We start from the raw sequence: 19,784 nt of genomic DNA on the forward strand, positions 1-19,784 counted from the left end.
TTATATGTGGTATTCATCACCCTGCTGGGGTTATTTAATACTCATCACCATTACTGGAGTATATGTGCTGCTCGCCACTCATAACTAGAATTCTACATCCTACTTCGATTGGGCTTCTATAGTCAGCCAATTACTAGCGAAGATAACGCATAAGCGGCTGGATATTTTGCTTCTTTATACAGTCTACGACCAGCTTGGCAACGGCAATACCGCCTCTTTCCTGGAAATGTGTATTATCCTCTGCGCCTTTGGGGAAGTTAGGGAACTCACCTGGCCACGCCCACATGAACAATGATTTCGTTTCCTCCGGACCTAGTTCCTCAAACAATTGCCTGCTCTCTTCTGCCAAATCGATCAGAGGAACGTTCTCTTCCTCGGCGAGCTGCTTCATCGCGCTGATATAGTCACCATGCGTATCTATGATTTTACCGGCAGTGTCAAAAAATCTTCGCTGCACAGGCGTTACTAGAATCGGGACAGCTCCCTGCAATCTGGCCTCTTGTATGTAGATGTTCAAATACTCTTTATACGTTGTAAAAGGGGATGTTGCCCGCTCTGCATCCAGCTTCTGATCGTTATGCCCAAACTGAATGAACAGGTAGTCATTCGCATTCATCTGGTCAAGAATGGGTGCCAGGCGTCCTTCCTCCAAAAAGCTTTTGGAGCTGCGGCCTGAAACCGCATAGTTGGCTACAGCGGCATCCGCTTTGATAAAAAGCGGCAGCATTTGTCCCCAACCTGCGTACGGATAGCCATCCTGCGGTTGATCGGTTACGGTGGAATCACCGACGATATATAAGTTTGCAGCTTGCGGCGCCGAAGTAATTTCTAAAGCATTTATTCGCGGGGCGACGCCAGAGAATTCCAATCTCAGCTGTCCATCTGCCACATGAACGGTAAAGCTGCTAGTAACAAACTCTCCTGCTGCCGTTAGAACATCGGCCAATACAAGTCTTCCAGGCCCCACCTTCAATCCTGTGCATGTTGCAGTTATCAGGTCTCCCATAAGTGTCTGAACCGTATAACTGCCATTCGGCACATCCACTACGAAGACAGCATCAAACGGAATGCAGAAATCTTGACGAAGCGCCGCGGGACGCCCACGATCTCGTTCAAACACAGTTGAACCATCCAGAAAGCCGTAGCCCATTCTTTCATTGTAATACGTTTGACCGCTAACTCTTGTGTACCCTTCTTTCAAATAGCTTGAACTCTGATCTGGACCAAAATCGAACCTGAAGTTTACGCTCATAAACGCCTACCTCCTACCAGTCTTTGCGATTAAGCAAGGATGCTAAGAAAGTAAGCCCTAACCCTTGTCCCCAGCCTTGAATCCTTTTGTAAGGAACCCCTTTATAACCATCAATGTCTCGCATTACCGCTGTCCCAGCTGAAACATGGGTTACTGTCCCATCTTCCGTGATGCGTGAAAGTATGCCTTGAATTGATTTGTTCGTATATTTGTTGTAAAGAGGACCTGAACTGATAAGCGCAGCCGCGATACCAGCAGAACCGCTCGTTTCCAAATAACCATCCTTGTCCGTTAAGACGGTATGCCAGAGCCCACTCTCATCTTGCAAGCGGACAAGTGCGCTCAATTGATCACGCAGTGAGCCCTCGAGAATCATAAATGAAGGATGCGTCACATGCACCAGTCTCAGCGCACGTGCCATCGTGATCGCTGCCCAAGCATTGCCGCGGGCCCAGAATATGCTCGACATATGATTTTGCGCTATATGATCCCAACCGTGGTAGTAGAGATTAGTAGTCATATCTTGCAAGTAATTCTCGTGACCGTGATATTGTTTTAACCCATCTTCGAAATAATCGTCACGCTTTAGTACGGAACCAATCCTCAGGAGGAAGTAACCTGCCATGAACATGGTATCCACCCATGCCTGCTGCGGAAAGTTATAGGTTTCCGAGTTCACCGTGTGCTGGAAAATACCTTCTCCGAAACGCTCAGCCTCATGCTGAAGGAATTCAGCCATTTGTGAGGCAAGATCGATATACCGATCTTCACCGGTCTCTTTGTACAGTGTCAACAAGGAGTGACCAATCGAGATCCCGTTGACAGATAACTTAGGCAAGCCATCCTCCAGCTTCTCATCGATCCAATCCTTCAGCAGCTGCAGATATTCCTCCTTGCCCGTCGCTTCATAGGCTTCGGTTACGCCATAGAAGGCTACACCACCCGGCCAATCCCAATTAAAGTCCATCCGGAACGTTCTATGAACAACACGGTCAATAACCTTGCGAATTTCATCTGGATCAAATTGTAAGGCTGGCATCTTTTCATTTCCTCCCTGTAGTTGGCTATTTTCTATGTTTGTATTCATCTTTACCTATCCCTTCAAACCGCTCGTCGATATCCCGTCAACAATGTACTTCTGGAATATGATGAAAACAACGAAAATCGGGACAAGGGATAACGTTGACATGGCAAACATGCCGCCCCAGTTATTCAATGACTCGCTATCCAAGAAAAGCTTCAATGCTAAGGAAACCGGATATTGACTCGGATTGTTCAAATAAAGCAGCGGCGTATAGAAATCATCCCATCTCCAATAGAAGGAGAAAATCGCCGAAGTCACGAGTGCCGGAACAATTAAAGGTACGATAATTTTGTAAAAGATGCTGTACTTGCTGCAGCCGTCCATTTTCGCGGCTTCATCCAATTCAGGGGGAATCGTACGAATAAACTGCATGATCAAGAAGATGAAGAACGGAATCCCAAAGAACTGAGGGACAATAATCGGTTTAAAACTGGATAACCAGCCTATTTTGGCAAATAAAATATATTGCGAAATAATCGTTACGTCTTGGGGGAGCAGCAAAGTAAGCATAACCGCTGAAAACCAGAATTTGCTTCCGGCAAAACGAATCCGGGCAAATCCATATCCTACTAAAGCGGAGGAAACTACCGCTCCTATCGTTGAGAGAATAACAATAATGAACGAATTTTTCATGAATGTAGCAAACGTATTGCCAGCAAAACCTTTCCAGCCCGACACATAATTGTTCCACTCGAGCCGACTTGGGATCAGACTGGTAGCTGTTGTGTAAATTTCATCATTCGGCTTCAGTGAGCTGGCAACCAGCCACAAGATCGGATAAATCGCCGTTATCGCGATGGCACAAACGATGAGATGATAAAGCAGCGTTTTCACATTTTTCACTCGTAAAACCATGGTCTACCCCTCCTAGCTTTCGTAATGAACCCAATATTTCGATGTTTTGAAAATCACTAAGGTAATGAGTCCGATCAGGAGCAGCATGAACCACGCCATGGCTGAAGCGTAACCCATTTCGAAGAAGACGAATGCTCGATGGAATAAATAGAGCGAATACAGCAAGGTATTGTTTAGCGGCCCACCCTCTCCATTTGAAATGATGTAGGCCGGGGTAAAGGTTAAGAAGCCTGAAATCGTTTGCAGGATTAAATTAAAAAGAATAATTGGGCTTAACAAAGGCAGTGTGATGTGGAAAAATTTGCGAATCGGTCCAGCACCGTCTACACTTGCGGCCTCGTAATAGGTCCCCGGAATATTTTTAAGACCGGCAAGAAAAATCAGCATGGAGGAACCAAATTGCCAAACTGACAGCAGTACTAACGTTCCAAGCGCCGTTGCCGGGAAGCCAATCCAAGATGTACTGGTGTGGATGCCGATATTTCCTAGAAACGCATTGATTAGTCCCTTATCACCGAATATTTGCCGCCACATAATGGAAACCGCTACGCTGCCGCCAATCAATGACGGTAAGTAATACGTGGCTCTGTATAAACCAATTCCTTTTACCGCGCGGTTCAGAAGCATGGCGACGAGCAATGCAATAATGAGTCGCAGGGGAACGGACGTAAGTACATAAGTCAGCGTCACTAGGATCGAGTCCATGATTTTGTCGTCATCTGTGAACATTTTCTCGTAATTAGAGAGTCCCACCCATCGTGGAGCGGAAAGCAGATCGTACTCCGTAAATGAAAAGTACAGTGATGAAAACATCGGAAACAGCGTGAAGATCAGAAAACCCAGGATAAAAGGTGATATAAACACATAACCGACTATGTGATCATTTTCACGTAGTTTCATAGTTCCACTCCCTTACATTCGTCAATGTCTATTTATTTAGGGAGGGGGGCCTGCATGAAGCTGCCCTTTTCCCCCTTTGTAAAGCTGCTTAAAAAGTTCTTATTTCTTATTTTTGGCAAGAATTGCGTTGGCATCGTTCATAAATCTGGCTGCGGCCTCTTCCACCGAGAGCTTCCTGTACAAGATTTGCTCTTGCATATCCCGAAGCAGCTTGCTTACTTCTGCAGCCCCTGGCGGATCCGGTGGATCCATAACACTGCTGTTCTGCTGCGCCCAAGCGACGTAATCATAGACTTTCTGATCAGCCTCTGTTAGTAGGGGTTTCAGACCTTCTTTAACAGCAGCCGAAATCGGAATCCCGCGGTCACCATTTATGAGCTTATTCGCTTCCATATCATTAATAAACCAAGAAATAAATTTAGCTGCTTCCGTTTTCTGCTTTGAGCTTTTCGAAATCGAGAACAGCATGGTTGGCTTCAGATAAAGTCCTTGTTTCCCATTTGGACCCGGCAGCCCTATCATGCTCAATGACTTCTTAGCGGCTTCCTGCAGAGTCACGAATTGATTGGACCACGCCATTGTCATGAAACCATCACCGAGTACAACCGGATTCTCCTCCGGTGTCAATTTGGTTAAAGATTCTTTATCCCAGTTTCGCATATAGCCGGCATCGTACCATTTGAGATACATCGTAAAGTAATCTATAAAATATTGGGGATCGCTATAACCAAGACTCGTACCATCCGAGCTAAAATAGTGCTGATTTTGCGTACGCAAGTAGTAAGGAAAGAACTGATCGAAACGCATATGATCGAGTACTTTGTCTTGTCCTTTCATACGCTTGGCAATTCGCTCCAGATCAGACCAAGTCCAGTTCACAGGAATCGAAGCGATACCGGCCTGCTTCAGCAGGGCTGCATCGAAAGTCGCTCCCATCGCATTCACCCCTAGAGGAATACCGTAAAGCTTGCCGTCAATTCGTCCAGAGTCTATCGTTTCCGCTGAAGCTGAACGAACATCAATCGTTCCGTTGGTCGTAAGCTCATCTAAATCTTCCAGCTGATTCTTCGAGCTATATTGATTTAAGTACGAGATATCCATCTGGATAATATCCGGCAGTTGGTTGGCCGCGGCTTGCGGAGCTAGTTTTTTCCAAAAATCATCGAAGCCGGCATATTCTGTATCGATCTTCACGCCTGGATTCTGCTGTTGGTACAACTCTATCAGCTTCAAGGTGTAGTCATGTCTGGCTTGACCGCCCCACCAAGCGATTCGAAGCTTAACGTCATGCTTGCTTTCACTTTTCGCTGTTTCTATTGTTCTTGATTTCCCAGTTCCCCCATTCGCTGATTGCTGACTCGAGCTGCATCCGATTACGGTTAACAACAACATGACTAGGAGCAGGACTGGTATTGGTATGCGTTTCATAGTTAGCTTCCCCCTATGAGTCACCTGCGCTCCACACTTCTTATTATCAGCTTGGAAGAGCGAAAGTTGAATCTAATTTACCGCGATAAATGTTCAAAAAACAGTGAAAACAAGGTTTAAAGCGTCAACTTCTTATACTCGGAAGGAGCGCAGCCTGCAATCTTTTTAAACACTTGGGAGAAGTATTGCGGATTGTCGCCAAAACCCAGTTGTTCCGCTAGTTCGAACATTTTAACATCATCATTATGTCTAATCATCTCCATTGCTTTCTTAATCCTAACGGTGACCACATAGTTAGAGAACCGTTCTCCTGTCTCTTTCTTGAACAATTTCCCCAGATAATCCGGGTTCATATACAGCATCTGATGGGCTACCCAATTGAGAGAAAGTTCAGTGTTGGCTAGCTCCATATTTATAATATCAATAACCTTTTGGACGACTTGCGAATGTTTATTTTTATTTTGTTCGAAGTTAATAAGCGAGATTTCGGATGCGATTTGCTTCAGCAAATGGATGCTCGCTTGCAGGGTCTCCAGTTGAGATATTTGACCGATTAGCCCCATGTAATGATTCATTTGCTCTTCCGCACATAGTCGCGTCATGGAAATAAATATTTGAATAACATACGACTTGGTCGTCTGAATATCGAGTCGGGAATTGGCCAGTTGATCGTGAAACGATTCAATGCTCACTTCAGCTTCCTCCCAATTGCCCGCCCTTATCGGGAACAGAATCCGATCTTCGTCATAGACGAAATCAGCTTTGCTCAATACGGCGGAATCCAGGATATCACGCATCGTAATCAGTCCGCCTTCACCGAGATAAAAGCGATGACCTAAACAATCGAGCGCTTGCAGATAAAGACGCCTCGCCTCTACGATATCACCCGATTCACTTAAGGCAACAGTCGTGTCAATTTTGTAATAGAGCATAAAAATGCGCCGTATCTCTTTGATTTGCTCTTGTAATCGCTCCATATCTTCGTGATCCTCAATCATAATTAGAATTTGCTCGGCAATGGTTGAACTTAGCAAAGGTTCATCGAGAATGTCCTCAGCAATATTTTTCACGGCAAAAAGATGCTCATATTCGAACTTGTCTTCCAGACGGAAAAGCAATAAGCGCACTTTCTTTCCGCTAACCTGCAGCCCAAATAAATCCTGATAATAATCCCAATCTCGGCTTCCATACGACTTGTTCGTCACGAATTCCTTCAGAAACTGTTCCTTCACATGGGGCAGTACCTTCCGCAAATTCGCCTTCATCGACTGAATAAAGCCTTCCTTGCTCTCTTCCTGCTTGTATTCCGCTGCAATTTCGCTTAAGGCCTTCAGAATGCTGTTCTCGTTGCATGGCTTTAGTAAATAATGCTTCACCCCATATTGCATGGCGATTTGGGCATATTCGAATTCATCGAATCCAGAAAGCATAATGAACCGGATGTGCGGATGGGTTTCTTTTACTCGGGCCACAAGCCCGAGTCCATCCATACCAGGCATGCGAATATCACTAATAATAATGTCAGGTGTATGTTCACACACGAAAGCGTAGGCTTCAACACCATTTCGCGCTGTTCCAATTAACTGTGTATCCACCGATTGCCAGTCTACAATGGCAGAAATACCCTCAAGAATCATCCGTTCATCATCAACTAACAGCACTTTATACATAAGCAGTTACCCTCTTTTCGTAATAGGAATACGGACTGTAATACGAGCACCGCCGCCCGCGCGATTTTCCACTTGGACGCCGAACTCTTCGCCATAAGAAAGCTTGATCCGTTCATCAATATTTTTCAAACCGATACCCGTACCTCTGGATTTACGTTCTCCTGCCAGGATCTGCTCTAAATAGGCTTCATCAATACCGGGTCCATTATCTTGCACGATGAGCAAAAGAGATTCGCCTTCTTCCTGGCCGATAATTTGAATCACACATGGCTCTAGCATGACTTCTACTGCATATTTAATCGCATTTTCCAAAAGCGGCTGCAGCGTCAGCTTTGGTATACTGTTACTTCTTATAGGTTCTGGAACATCGAGTCGAAAATCGAGCCGTTCTTCAAATCTGACTCTTTGAATCGTAATATAATGCTGCACAAGCTGCAGCTCTTCTTCCACGGTGATGATATCCTGCTTCAAACTAATCGACGAACGGAGCAAATAGCCGAGTGATTCAACCATTTGGGACACTTGCTTCTGTCCATTCATCTTGGAGATCCAATTGATTGATTCAAGCGTATTGTAAAGAAAATGCGGATTAATCTGCGCCTGCAAGGAACGAAATTCGGTTTCTTTGATGATCAACTGTTTCGTGTAGTTCTCTTTGATCAGCTCTTGAATACGCACTAGCATCATGCGATACGTACGCTGCAGCAAGCCTACCTCATCCATCTGCTGTGATAATGGTGCGATCGTCGGCAGTTCGGACTTCTCCAAATCGCTAATTTGCAGGCCGCGCATGTTGGTAATTAAGCCTTCTATCGGCCTTGTTACGCTTCTTGCAACCGTCATTCCAAAACCGACAAGGAGGAAAAAGCTAAGCAGGAATGCGGCAATCATCCAGTTTTTCATCAAAATAATATGATAAAAGATGGTTTGGAAGGGCAGGGTGTTGTAATACGTCCAGCCCAAATAATCAGAGTGAATATGGGAAACGAAATATTTCTCTCCGTCCTGTTCCATAATGCGAAAGCCCTTGGATGCCGACTCCGCTGGATTGCCCTCACTTAGCAAGGATTTCAAACTTGCTGCGCGCGGGTATATTAAATTCCCGTCTGATACTATGACGAGCTCGCCGTCCCTTGTTACGGCTTCTTTTGCGTATTGGTTAACAATTTTATCTAAATTCACATGCAGCACCAAGGTGCCCAGCTTGTTTAGCTCCAATTGGTCGAAGGAACGAATTTGTCTGGCAGCAATTAAGCTGTAATCCTGCGCGTCCGGGTTCACCCATCCCAGGGTGCCACTTCCCCGGTCAGCCGTCGTTTGGATAAGGTCTCTCCGCTCTGATGAGAGCGTTGTCAAATTTCCGCTGGAATAGCTGCTTCCCTTCACATCGGTTATATCTGCTGCAATGATATACGTCTCAGAATTGATATACTGCACGAGCCGATCCACAAGTTTAGCACGTGATTGGATACGATTGTAATCGGATTCATCCTCGTTCATCACGATCAAATTTTGCTGAATTTGTTCATCCGACATGATACTAAAGGTCAATCGTTCCACTTTGTTTAACTCGTTCTCAATCAAGGTAGAGGATAGATTCAGAACTTGAGATGATTTCTCATAAATTTGCTGATCATAAATCGAATAGGCAATCTGGAGCCCCACTAATGAGATACAAGAACTGACTGCCATAGTAATTGTAATGAGCAGAAAAAGCTTCGCTTTAATGCGCAGATTGCGTATTTCATTAAACCACTTGCTTATGCCTGATTTCATGCAACGTCACCACTTTTCTTCGCTAAATAAGGTTCATGTTGGTGAGAGTCTTCGTGATGGAAGTCTCATTTACCTTTAAAGGTAGCAAAAAAGGATGCTGGTATTAATAGCCAGGCATCCTCTTTCTTATATGAAATTAGGCACTCTCCAATGAATTCTACCGCTTACTTCGCTTCAGAATCCGTACCCCGTAAGGCTGGAGCTGCAAGATAGAATCAATCTTCACAGACGACGCGAAATCCGACGCCAGCATATCCGTATATGCTTGTTCATCCAATGTGATGGTGTGAGTTTTATTGCTAAAATTCAGGAGGAAGATGAACTCATTCACACCGTCCGTACGAATTTGAGCTGTTACCTCTGCAGGAAGCTCTGTTTGCAGAGCACCATCAATGCCCGCTTCTTGAAGGATCTGCTTATAGAAGCAGCTCTGGAAAATTTGATCTGTACGAGCTGCGATATAGTAAGCTTTACCTTTACCAACCGCATTGACTGTAAGCGCAGGTCGCCCTGCGTAGAAGTCATCACCATAGACGGCAAGAGTCTCTGCACCTTCTGTATGAATCAGCTCACACAGCTCACGAACCTCATATTCACCTGAGATTTGAAGCGCGTTGCCCTCCGTGAAGAGGACACGATTCACCTCATGATCATGCAGTCCGTCGATTTCCTCAGACCAGATACCAAGTGTTTTGCGAAGCGGTCCTGGGAAGCCGCCTTGAAAGCAAAGGTCATTCTCATCCACGATGCCAGACCAATACGTAGTGACGAAGGTTCCCCCGTTTGCTACAAACTGTTCGATTCGTTCGGATACGCCCGGACGTACCAAATATAACATCGGAGCGACAACAAGCTTATATTTGCTGAAATCACAGTCCATATCGATGACATCAACAGGAACGCCTTGTTCCCAAAATGCGCGGTAGTGGCTTAAAACCGTTTGTTCGTATTTGATCCCCATATTTCGAGGACCTTGCGAATCCTTAACGGCCCAGCGATTTTCCCAGTCGAAAATAAGGGCCGTTTGTGCGGGCACTCGTGTCCCAATGAGATCTGTCAGCTTCTCCAAAGCGCCGCCAAGCTCAGCTACATCTTGAAATACACGCGTATGCTCATGACCAACGTGATCAATCACCGCGCCATGCAGCTTTTCGCTGGCTCCTCGGCTTTTGCGCCACTGGAAATATTGCACGGAGTCAGATCCATGTGCCACAGCTTGCAAAGAAGACAGAAGATGCATGCCCGGCTTCTTCAGCTTTGAAACGGGCTGCCAATTCGTTAAGCTCGGTGTACTCTCCATCAACAGGAAAGGCTTACCGCCCTTAAGCGAACGAAACATATCATGGTTGAGTGAGAACCATGCGGCTAGATTGCTCTGATCTGTCGCATCATGCCAAGTTGGATAAGCATCCCAAGAGATGACATCCAGTACATTAGCGAACTTCCAGTAATTAAGACCTTCGTAAGCGTCCATGAGATTCGTCGTTACGGGCAGCTCTGTATTTTCAGCCTTCAGCGGAGCGATTTCATGACGGCAGAAATCAACCGTTTGATCCGTTACGAACCGTTTCCAATCCAAATTCATCGCGTGGACCAAATTCTCGCCATGCGGTGCAGGAGATTCAATCTGAGACCAATTCGTATACGTATGGCTCCAAAATGAAGTCCACCACGCCATATTGAGAGCATCCAGCTTTACATATTTGCGCTTCAGCCACCCGCGGAAAGCTTCCTGACAATAATTACAATGGCACTCCCCTCCATATTCATTGGAGATATGCCAGCCCACTACGGCAGGATGCTGCGCATAGCGCTCTGCCAACTGCTTGTTCATGATTGTGACTTTCTCCCGATAGACCGGGGACGTATAGCAATGATTATGACGTGCACCAAATAAATTGCGCACCCGGTTAGGGCCTACCCGCAGTACTTCCGGGTATTTCTCTGCCATCCATGCAGGTCTAGCGCCACTCGGGGTAGCCAACCACGCATAAATGCCGTTGGCCGCGAATGTGTCCAACACACGGTCGAGCCAATCTAAGGTAAACACACCTTCCTCTGGCTCAAGCGCCGACCAAGCAAAAATGCCGACAGCCATCACATTACATTTAGCTAGCTTCATCATGCGAATGTCTTCTTCCAGCACATGTGGATCGTGCTGCCACTGATCAGGATTATAATCGGCACCGTGCATGAAAACGGGTAATTTCGGACTTATTGGCGGATATTTCTGTGACAAGATGATCACCTCTAGGATAAATGTATGGACTCATATTAGGTTCATTGCATCCAAGTTTAACAGTTTCACTACCACAAAAATACCCGATAAAATATCGATTACCCGTCATTTCTTGCGATTTACGTACGAATCTAAGCGATCCTTTTGGGCGCCTTCCTATTTGACCCAAGCAATGTTGTATGTTGTACCATAAAAAGCCTGATAAGCATCGTTTTCCTCGCGATTATTGCAGTAAATACAACATTTCTCCCTATAACAACTCTATAGAAGGAAACAAGGCTAAATTGTTGTACAACGTACAACAATGACAGCTTAATGAGAAGAAACAAACGAAATTGTTGTACTCCGTACAACAATCACTCCTATAGATCAAGAAAAAAAGTCAGTCTAGACTACTAACTAATAACCGAAAAATTTCTGGTGTAAATCTCCACGGATTCCGATCTCCGGCTAATGACATAAACAAAAAAGAGCCTACCCGAAGGTAAGCTCCTCATAAAGTAACACTTATTGTTCTTCGTAAATCACTACGGACTTCGTTTCTTCTTCCCATTTAACTGTAGCTTTTAGAGCTTCGCTAATGAAACGAACCGGTACAACCGTGTTGCCTTCAACGATGGCCGCAGGAACTTCCAATGTTACTTCTTTACCGTCTACAGTAGCTTTCGTGCTATCGATAAAGAGCTTAACTGTAATTCCGCCACGAGTAACGGTTACCGAACGTTCTTCGGCGTTCCATGTTACTTCGGCTTTTAAAGATTCGGATATCGCGCGGAATGGTACCAATGTGCTGCCGTCTTTGATGAAAGGATTAACTTCCAAAGTAGGTTCCTCACCATTTACGTACAAAAACACACCTTTTTTACCTAGCTTTTCAAAAAGTTTGCCAAGTTTCTTGTAGGAATTCAAGTTCTTTATGTTCGCTTTTACGGCTTCCTTTTGAACATAAACCGCATCGGTTACACTACCCTGCTCGTCCAAAATGTCAGCAACAGCAGAAAGTGCAGCATCACGATCTTTAATCGCATCAAGTTCAGCCTTCAATTCGTCGCTAATATGTGCACCGTAGTTAGTCAAAAGTAGATCGGCAATAACAGCACCAGCTGGCTTATCCTTTACATTCTCTAGCGCATGAAGAAGACCGTGATATCCGTTTTTGCCTTGGTTATCATATGTATCGGAGGTTACAGTTACATCCTTATCTGCATTTACTTTTACATTCAATTCCACTGCTGGTTTGGACGAATCCGCTTTATCCGCATTGTTGCCATTCTCGGATTTTGCAAAGGCAGATCCTGTCATAAGGCTAGTTACAACAATACATGTAGCTGTGATCATCCAGGGCTTGTTCATTTTCATAATAACGACTCCTCGGTTGTTGGGATTTTATTAACTCCCTAACATATTCGACATCTTTCCTGTTTTTGGAGGGGTCACTTCGAAATGGTTAAAAAAATCCGCCTCCTGAAATCAGGAAGCGGATCTCTCTTCAACTTATTTTTTCGTAATCAGCGGATTAGCTTGATTCTGCATTTCAGCAACAACTTTATCGATACCTGCTTGCTTCAGCTTATCATTAAACACTTTCAGACCATGCTTATCATCATTAGGATCAACCAAACCGTAGAAGAGCGGTTTACCGTAAGTCTCCATTACGTTGCTAACAGCGGCGACCTCATTTTTCACTTTGGTATCATCAAATGTAAATGTCTCTAAAGGATGGTTGACAGTCACTGTCTTTTTCCAGTTTTCTGTGAATTTTTGCGTTTCAGCAGCTACCGTGGAATCCAAACGTTCATGTAAGGAGTTCCAGCCCCATGGATCCGTACCGGACGGAGGGAAATCCGCAGAAGCAGGAAGCGGTTTGAACTGATCGTTGCCTACAGGCTCATAGTGCTTGCCTTTAATCCCGTAGTTCGTCAGGTCATGAATTTCCGGATCATAACGGAGTAAGTCAATCGCCATTAAACCACGTTCGTAGTTTTTGGAACCTGCATGGATGGACATCCCATTATTGATGAACGGATTGGATAGACGCTTTTTATCTGCACTCAGATCATACAGCTCCACTTTCCAATCTGGGTGCGTAGTCAACATTTCGGATTTTGCACGCAATAATGTTCCTAAGTTCCACTCAACGGAAGCAAGCTTACCGTCTTTGAATGCTTGTGTTTTGTCGACTTTATTGGCAATGGCATCTCGGGACCAAGCACCTGTTTTTTGGGTATCATTCATTTTCTTAGCAAAATCTGCGAACTCAGGTGTATCAACATAGTTAAATAATTTACCTGAACCATCCGTTACTTTGTAAGCGACCGGTAGTTGAGGCACAACGAAGTTCCATTCATTCGGTTGAACCAATTCAATGGCATTAAACTCACTAACACCGATACTTGGTTTGAAGTCCTTCTCTTTTTCAGCAACCGTTTTCAAAAATGTCACATAGTCGTCATACGTTTTAAGCTCCGGCAAATTGTATTTTTGACGTAAGTCTCCTCGGATACCGACCATATGGTAACTGTACTCAAAATTATTTTGTGGAACCATATAAATTTTACCGTTGATTTTCGCTTGCTCCCAAGCTACTTTTGGCTCTTCCGCCCATGTTTTCGGGGCAAACTTTTTAATCATATCTTCTGTCAATTCCATATAGCCGTTTTTCGTAGCTTGCTGCGCATAGTAGGACCATGTAGCCGAGAAGACGAGATCGAAATCCTCGTTAGCTGCGAACATAAGCGGATATTTTTGTTGATACTCGCCCCAATCTAAGAAGCTAACATCCAGCGTCGCGTTAATCTTTTGCTTCATGATTTTATTAACTTCACCATAAACCTCATCAAAAGCTTTCGGCTTGGAACCAAGCAAAACCATTTTCAGCTTTACTTCTTTACTTGTATCAATACCATTGCTTGAAGTTGCGGAAGTGCTTGCTTGAGGTGTCGCAGACGTGCTTGGTGTCGGTGATGCATCCTTCGTTCCGCAAGCCGTCAGAACAGTACCCATCACGAAAAGTGATGCCAGACTGAGTTTAGCTAATTTCTTGGTGTATGCCATTTTTTTCTCCCCTTATAAAAGATAGATAATTTATGATAACCGGGAATGTGAATTCCCGGGGTTACCCTTTTACAGCTCCAACGGTTAAGCCTTGCACGAAATAACGCTGAACGAACGGATATAAGAAGATGATCGGTCCTGTAACAAGGATGGCGAGCGCCATTTTCAAGCTTTCACCAGGCAATTCCGTAACCTGCATACCCGTAATGGCCATAACCTTGCGAATACCTTCGAGATTGCCCAGCATTTTATAAAGTAAATATTGCAGGGTATACAGTTTCTCATTCTGTACAAACAGCAGAGAGTTAAACCAATCGTTCCAATAATTCAGTGCGGTGAACAGTCCAATTGTGGCCAGTCCCGGCTTCGCCAGAGGTAGAATTAAACGGATAAAAATCGTGAAATCCCCTGCTCCGTCAATCTTCGCAGATTCCGTAATAGCGTCTGGTATGCTCCGTAAAAACGTTCGTAAGATGATAATATAGAACACGTTTAAGAGCGGAGGCAAGAGCAGCGACCAGAAGGTATTCTTCATGTGTAAATAGTTAACCATTAGGATGTACCAAGGTACAAGTCCGCCATTAAAAAGGGTGGTGAAGTAGAAAAAGAAGGAAAATCCTCCTCGCCACTCAAAATCCTGACGTTGAAGGACATAGGCAGCCATCGCTGATATGAACAGTCCCACAATCGTCCCCGTTACGGTTAAAGCAATCGTCAACAGATAAGAGCTGACAAATTGCTGAGGATGTTTGAGCGCAAAAGCATAGGCGTCCCAAGAAAATTCCTTAGGCCATAATCGAAAGCCATCACTCGTAATCGAGGATTCGCTCGTTAACGAGCCGCTAATAATAAGTATAAATGGAATTAAACAAGCCAAGCTGATCAAACTGATAAACACATAGCCAATGATATCCAGCATCCGCTGATCGATTTGACTCTTTTTAACACTCGTCGTACTCATAGGTTCACCCCGCAAATTACATTCTGTTTAAAATAAGGCATTCTCTTTATCCGATTTACGCACAAGGAAATTCGTTACCATAATGGTCGCAAAACAGAGGATGGATTGATAGAATCCAATCGCGGATGACATCCCGATTTCATTGTTGACCAGGAGTGAACGATACACATACGTGTCAATGACATCCGTCGTTTGATACAGCAGACCATTGTTGCCCACGAGTTGGTAGAATAGTCCGAAATCACCGCGGAAAATACCGCCAATCGCTAGTAAAACAAGGATTGTTATCGTTGGACGTAGGGACGGAAGTGTAATATATCGAATTCTTTGAAACACATTGGCACCGTCAATTTCAGCAGCTTCATACGTTTCTCGATCAATACTCAGAATGGATGCCATGTAAAACACAGCGCCGTAACCAACCGCTTTCCACGCTGAGAAAAAGATGAGAATATACTTCCAATATTCCGGAGTCGTATAAATATCAAGCTCAGGAATATGTAGGGAGCGAAGCAGTGTATTGACAGTTCCGTGCTCATAATTAAAAAGATTGTACGCTACAGCACCTACGACTACCCAGGATAAGAAATACGGTAGAAACATAAGGGTTTGCGCCGTTTTGCGAAACAGCTTTGAGCCGATTTCGGCCATCAAGATCGCGACCACAATTTGCAGCCCATTATTAATAAGGATGAAAGCGGCATTGTAAAGCATCGTGTTCCTTGTAACTCTAAACGCATCACCCGTCATGAAGAAGAATTTGAAGTTATCAAATCCCACCCATGGTGAGTTCATAATGCCCAAATCATAACGGTACTGCTTGAACGCAAGCACGATACCGGCCATGGGCACATAGCTGAAAAGCAAGAAGTAAAGGACTGCCGGAGCAATCATGAACAGCAGTGTTTTCTTAGACTTGAGTCGATACAGGAGTCCTGTTCTCATCTTTATTCGTTCCCCCATCCGGTTCTAGTTGTCTCTCCTGTTACTAAATTAACAGGTTCCATGCAGCGCAGTAACCCGACAAAATATCGATTCCCTGTAACTTTTGCAGATAGCACCTAAGTTAGTGGCTTTGCTATCTAATATGCGCTAATCTTAAGCTACACTAGGATAAACGATTCCGCCGTCCTTCAGAACGAGCGCGTTTATGCTTACATCATAAGTTTCTTCGAAAATTCTTGGGGGCGATTTTAACTATGAAACTTCTTTTCGCAGAGGATGAAAAATTCACGAGAGAAGGTATTCGTAAATCAATTGCATGGGGAGAACTCGGGATTACTGAGCTTGTCGAAGCGGTCGATGGTTTAGAAGCGGTTGCTATCGCTGAGCAATTTCAGCCCGATATTGTGCTGACAGATATTCGCATGCCGCGCATGGATGGCATTGAGCTTGCCACACACCTTCGCCGGAAGTATCCGCTGTGCAAGATAGTTTTTATGAGCGGTTACGCGGACAAAGACTATTTGAAAGCAGCGATTTCATTGAAAGCGGTTAGCTATGTAGAGAAGCCGATTGATATCGAGGAACTGGAAGAAGCGTTGCGAAGCGCAATAGCCATTTGTTTGGAAGAGCAGCGGCATTTGGCGAACGACGCGGTAGCCAGAGATAATAAGAGCTATATCAAGCAAGAAGCAGCGCTTCAGCTCATTCGCGGGGGATTTGACGAGGAATTACTAGGTAAGCGGCTGTTGGCCGTTGGTTTCGAGGCGTCGCTTCACGCCCCAGCGGTTACGATCTTGTCCAAGCTAATTACGCCTCAACCAACCAAAGAAATCATCAATTCCATCATTGAATCAGCCTTGACCGGCTTCGAAAACCCGTATTTGTATGCACTGAAAGATGACAATCACGTCATCCTTCATTTATTTTCGAGCGGCAAAGAGCCTATAGAAAACAGCGGATTGCATCACGTTAGTTACGAGCTCTCTTCTGCTTTAAAAAAGGAATTTCATTCCTTCTCCATTGCCGCGGGGAAAATAGTACCAACGGTTAAACGGCTGCAGGAGTCGTATACAAGTGCTGTCATTCGTCTTCAGGAGTCATTTTTTCATAAACCTTGCTCCGTCATTCTGCATGATAGCCATGGCAGCGAAGTGCATTCCGAACATTATCAAGTTCCGGCTGAGTTATTCAACAGGTTCCAAGAATCACTTGTAGAGGAAAATTTTGAGGAAATCTCCCGTTTGTTGAACACGGTCACCGCAGACATTCACCAGCATCCTGGAACGCTAATTGTCAGCGTCAAAGAGCTCTATTATCGTTTTGCTTTGGAAATGGACAAATTTGCTCGCAGCCGAAATATCATCCTGTTCGATGTCTCGGAAGAAAATAATGTGCCGTGGAAGCTTATTCTGGAATGTCATTTCCTAGATGATATTCATCGAGTCATCACCCAGAAGCTGGATGAGCTGAAGCAATCCTTCAGGGAACGCGGGAACGGAACCATGTCATCTGCCAGCTCGCGGATCATTCGTTACATTCATCTGCATTTTGCAGAGGATAACTTGTCTGTCCAAGATGTGAGTGATCATATGCAAATGACTGCCTCGCATCTCATCTCGATTTTCAAAGAAGCGACTGGCAAAACGATCAAGCAATACGTCACAGAATACCGAATGGAAAAGGCGAAGGATTTGCTCCGAAATAATCGATTGAAAGTGCTTGACGTCGCCTCACAAGTGGGTTTTAAAGATGGGGAGCATTTCGCCAAAATATTCCGAAAATCTACGGGGATGACACCTTCTGAGTACCGGGAGCGATGCCAGCTATGATGTTCACTTTGATTCAAACGATACGAAAATGGCTGTACAACGCGAAATTAAGGCATAAAATCATGGTTACTTATTTGCTGCTGATCATGATTCCACTTGGCTTCTATCAATTCATTGCATCGGATAAAATGTCAGCCATCATCATTAATCATGTGACGTATTCGGCCAAGCAAGGCTTCGACCAGACCTATTCGTTCCTCAGCTACCGCGTACAGCGAATAGCGGAAACGACGAATATTCTGGTTTCGAATACAACCATTTCTGACATTTTAATGGATACGAGTATCACGCAAAATATTAATCGTGAGCTGCAGGATTACAGCAATCTCAAGCAGCTCCTCCGATCTATGCAGGACAGTCTTGATATTTCTCGGGTCATTCTGTATGTGCCGAAGGCGTTTATTTTTTCCAACGAATCGGAGAATTTCCTCCCTCTCGAACAGACCGCTGACAGTCCTTGCTTCGACCGGTTAAACGAACTGCATGCCAAATATTTATGGTGCTCGCCGCCGGAATTAGGTACTCATGCTACCCATGATAACTCCTACCTCTATGTGGTTAGGAGCATTCTGGATCCCAATAATTATTCGGTACCCATCGGCCAGCTGCGGGTGGATGTACAGGCGGAGACACTGCGCTCCATGCTAAAAAAAGCCAACGTGGTGAAGAAAAGCGCCACCTTCTTAGTCGACCAGAACCATCAGATCGTGCTTGCATCTGAACCTCTCACTCTTACCGACTTTACCCTGCCGGATATGGCCAGCGACGCAGTTACGATGAATTGGCAAAGCAACAATAACTACTATTTGTACCGACAGCTTCCATCGAATTGGGGTATGGTGACAGTCATTCCGCTGGATGAAGTCGTTCAGCAGAGCCATGAGCTTCGCAATGACTTGCTAGTTATTTTGCTTATTGTCAGCAGTCTTGCCTACCTGTTAGCCTATCTGCTCTCCTTCTCGGTCACACGGCGCATTTCACAATTGACAAGCCGTTTGCGTGATGTACAGAAAGGCAATCTAATCGCACTTGCTCAAACGCAAGGAAAAGATGAAATTGGAGAGCTGATTCAGACCTATAACTACATGATTGAACAAATTAGTTCGATGAATAAAGAGCATTACCGATTAGGACAAGAAGTGAAAAACGCGGAGTTGAAAGCACTCCAGTCGCAAATTAATCCTCACTTCCTGTATAATACGCTCGACCTCATTAACTGGATGGCTGACAGCGGTCTTAACACGGACATCAAAAAGGTCGTTAAAGCGTTAGCCCGCTTCTACAAAGTCAGCTTAAGCAGCGGGAAAGATATTATTTCGCTCCGCGAAGAATTAAAGCATGTTTCTTTTTACGTACAGATTCAAAATATCCGATTTGAAAATAAGATTGATTTTCAGATCCATGTGCCGGAGGAGCTGTTAGATAACGCGATTCCGAAGATTACTCTTCAGCCCATCGTAGAAAATGCGATTCTGCACGGTATTCTTGGACGTACTCACCGTGAAGGTACGATTACGATTAGTGGCACGAGGGTGAATGACAACATTCACCTGATCATCAAGGACGACGGTGTCGGCATGCGTGCCACCCAGGTTGAAGACATTATGACGGGTACGAGCCGCAGCAAAATCAGCGGCAGCGGATACGGCGTCAAAAACGTCATCGAGCGCATTCGCCATTATTTCGGCGAGCCAGCGAATTTGACGTATCGCAGCGTACCCAGCGAGGGGACGGAAGTGGAGATTACGATTCCGGTAACAACGGGATCAGAGATCCCATGATAGAAGAAGA

At 44.8% G+C, this 19,784-nt stretch carries 14 protein-coding genes; 2 read left to right on the forward strand and 12 right to left on the reverse strand.

All coding sequences use genetic code 11. The features are described from left to right. Positions 1-133 precede the first annotated feature (133 nt). The 12 genes from ASD40_RS10195 to ASD40_RS10255 form a co-directional block, all read right to left on the reverse strand. A complete protein-coding gene (locus ASD40_RS10195) occupies positions 134-1,252 on the reverse strand; it encodes a rhamnogalacturonan acetylesterase (protein ID WP_057303177.1) in 1,119 nt (372 codons plus the stop codon). A gap of 13 nt (positions 1,253-1,265) precedes the next feature. Further along, positions 1,266-2,291 carry a glycoside hydrolase family 88/105 protein gene (locus tag ASD40_RS10200; RefSeq protein WP_057303178.1) on the reverse strand — a complete coding sequence of 342 codons (1,026 nt, stop codon included), beginning with the start codon at positions 2,289-2,291 and terminating at the stop codon, positions 1,266-1,268. A 54-nt stretch (positions 2,292-2,345) separates the two neighbouring features. Then, positions 2,346-3,191 (reverse strand): carbohydrate ABC transporter permease, encoded by an 846-nt coding sequence (locus tag ASD40_RS10205; RefSeq protein WP_057303179.1) that lies wholly within the window; start codon positions 3,189-3,191, stop codon positions 2,346-2,348. A gap of 12 nt (positions 3,192-3,203) precedes the next feature. Further along, entirely contained in the window at positions 3,204-4,091 is an 888-nt protein-coding gene (locus ASD40_RS10210; RefSeq protein WP_057303180.1) for a carbohydrate ABC transporter permease, read from the reverse strand. Positions 4,092-4,190: 99 nt separating this feature from the next. Continuing rightward, positions 4,191-5,519, reverse strand: a complete 1,329-nt coding sequence (locus ASD40_RS10215) for an ABC transporter substrate-binding protein (protein WP_057303181.1) — start codon at positions 5,517-5,519, stop codon at positions 4,191-4,193. 116 nt (positions 5,520-5,635) lie between these two features. Next, positions 5,636-7,189: a response regulator gene (locus ASD40_RS10220; protein ID WP_057303182.1), complete on the reverse strand. Its 1,554-nt coding sequence runs from the start codon at positions 7,187-7,189 to the stop codon at positions 5,636-5,638. A gap of 6 nt (positions 7,190-7,195) precedes the next feature. After that, positions 7,196-8,965, reverse strand: a complete 1,770-nt coding sequence (locus tag ASD40_RS10225; RefSeq protein ID WP_057303183.1) for a cache domain-containing sensor histidine kinase — start codon at positions 8,963-8,965, stop codon at positions 7,196-7,198. Between the two features lie 157 nt (positions 8,966-9,122). Beyond that, on the reverse strand, positions 9,123-11,159 hold the full coding sequence (locus ASD40_RS10230) for a beta-galactosidase (protein WP_082562159.1): 2,037 nt from the start codon (positions 11,157-11,159) through the stop codon (positions 9,123-9,125). A gap of 552 nt (positions 11,160-11,711) precedes the next feature. Then, on the reverse strand, positions 11,712-12,563 hold the full coding sequence (locus tag ASD40_RS10240) for a copper amine oxidase N-terminal domain-containing protein (protein WP_057303186.1): 852 nt from the start codon (positions 12,561-12,563) through the stop codon (positions 11,712-11,714). Between the two features lie 135 nt (positions 12,564-12,698). Further along, the gene (locus tag ASD40_RS10245) at positions 12,699-14,258 is read right to left on the reverse strand and encodes an ABC transporter substrate-binding protein (RefSeq protein ID WP_057303187.1); all 1,560 of its coding nucleotides are present in this window, start codon (positions 14,256-14,258) and stop codon (positions 12,699-12,701) included. Between the two features lie 61 nt (positions 14,259-14,319). Continuing rightward, on the reverse strand, positions 14,320-15,219 hold the full coding sequence (locus ASD40_RS10250) for a carbohydrate ABC transporter permease (protein WP_057303188.1): 900 nt from the start codon (positions 15,217-15,219) through the stop codon (positions 14,320-14,322). Between the two features lie 27 nt (positions 15,220-15,246). Then, a complete protein-coding gene (locus ASD40_RS10255) occupies positions 15,247-16,164 on the reverse strand; it encodes an ABC transporter permease (protein ID WP_057303189.1) in 918 nt (305 codons plus the stop codon). A gap of 254 nt (positions 16,165-16,418) precedes the next feature. Between ASD40_RS10255 and ASD40_RS10260 the strand changes: the two genes are divergently transcribed. After that, positions 16,419-17,993: a response regulator gene (locus tag ASD40_RS10260; RefSeq protein ID WP_057303190.1), complete on the forward strand. Its 1,575-nt coding sequence runs from the start codon at positions 16,419-16,421 to the stop codon at positions 17,991-17,993. Continuing rightward, positions 17,990-19,774, forward strand: coding sequence for a cache domain-containing sensor histidine kinase (locus ASD40_RS10265; RefSeq protein WP_057303191.1), 1,785 nt, complete (start codon positions 17,990-17,992; stop codon positions 19,772-19,774). Before ASD40_RS10260 ends, ASD40_RS10265 begins: the two co-directional genes overlap by 4 nt. Positions 19,775-19,784: the final 10 nt, after the last annotated feature.

Origin of the sequence: Paenibacillus sp. Root444D2, from assembly GCF_001426375.1 — a bacterium.
In the GTDB taxonomy this organism is placed as follows: domain Bacteria; phylum Bacillota; class Bacilli; order Paenibacillales; family NBRC-103111; genus Paenibacillus_E.

What these genes read in the sequence shown, in the direction of transcription:
- ASD40_RS10195 (WP_057303177.1), bottom strand. Translation starts at nt 1,252, where the DNA reads ATGAGCGTAAACTTCAGGTTCGATTTTGGTCCAGATCAGAGTTCAAGC.
- ASD40_RS10200 (WP_057303178.1), bottom strand. Translation starts at nt 2,291, where the DNA reads ATGCCAGCCTTACAATTTGATCCAGATGAAATTCGCAAGGTTATTGAC.
- ASD40_RS10205 (WP_057303179.1), bottom strand. Translation starts at nt 3,191, where the DNA reads ATGGTTTTACGAGTGAAAAATGTGAAAACGCTGCTTTATCATCTCATC.
- ASD40_RS10210 (WP_057303180.1), bottom strand. Translation starts at nt 4,091, where the DNA reads ATGAAACTACGTGAAAATGATCACATAGTCGGTTATGTGTTTATATCA.
- ASD40_RS10215 (WP_057303181.1), bottom strand. Translation starts at nt 5,519, where the DNA reads ATGAAACGCATACCAATACCAGTCCTGCTCCTAGTCATGTTGTTGTTA.
- ASD40_RS10220 (WP_057303182.1), bottom strand. Translation starts at nt 7,189, where the DNA reads ATGTATAAAGTGCTGTTAGTTGATGATGAACGGATGATTCTTGAGGGT.
- ASD40_RS10225 (WP_057303183.1), bottom strand. Translation starts at nt 8,965, where the DNA reads ATGAAATCAGGCATAAGCAAGTGGTTTAATGAAATACGCAATCTGCGC.
- ASD40_RS10230 (WP_082562159.1), bottom strand. Translation starts at nt 11,159, where the DNA reads ATGCACGGTGCCGATTATAATCCTGATCAGTGGCAGCACGATCCACAT.
- ASD40_RS10240 (WP_057303186.1), bottom strand. Translation starts at nt 12,563, where the DNA reads ATGAAAATGAACAAGCCCTGGATGATCACAGCTACATGTATTGTTGTA.
- ASD40_RS10245 (WP_057303187.1), bottom strand. Translation starts at nt 14,258, where the DNA reads ATGGCATACACCAAGAAATTAGCTAAACTCAGTCTGGCATCACTTTTC.
- ASD40_RS10250 (WP_057303188.1), bottom strand. Translation starts at nt 15,219, where the DNA reads ATGAGTACGACGAGTGTTAAAAAGAGTCAAATCGATCAGCGGATGCTG.
- ASD40_RS10255 (WP_057303189.1), bottom strand. Translation starts at nt 16,164, where the DNA reads ATGAGAACAGGACTCCTGTATCGACTCAAGTCTAAGAAAACACTGCTG.
- ASD40_RS10260 (WP_057303190.1), top strand. Translation starts at nt 16,419, where the DNA reads ATGAAACTTCTTTTCGCAGAGGATGAAAAATTCACGAGAGAAGGTATT.
- ASD40_RS10265 (WP_057303191.1), top strand. Translation starts at nt 17,990, where the DNA reads ATGATGTTCACTTTGATTCAAACGATACGAAAATGGCTGTACAACGCG.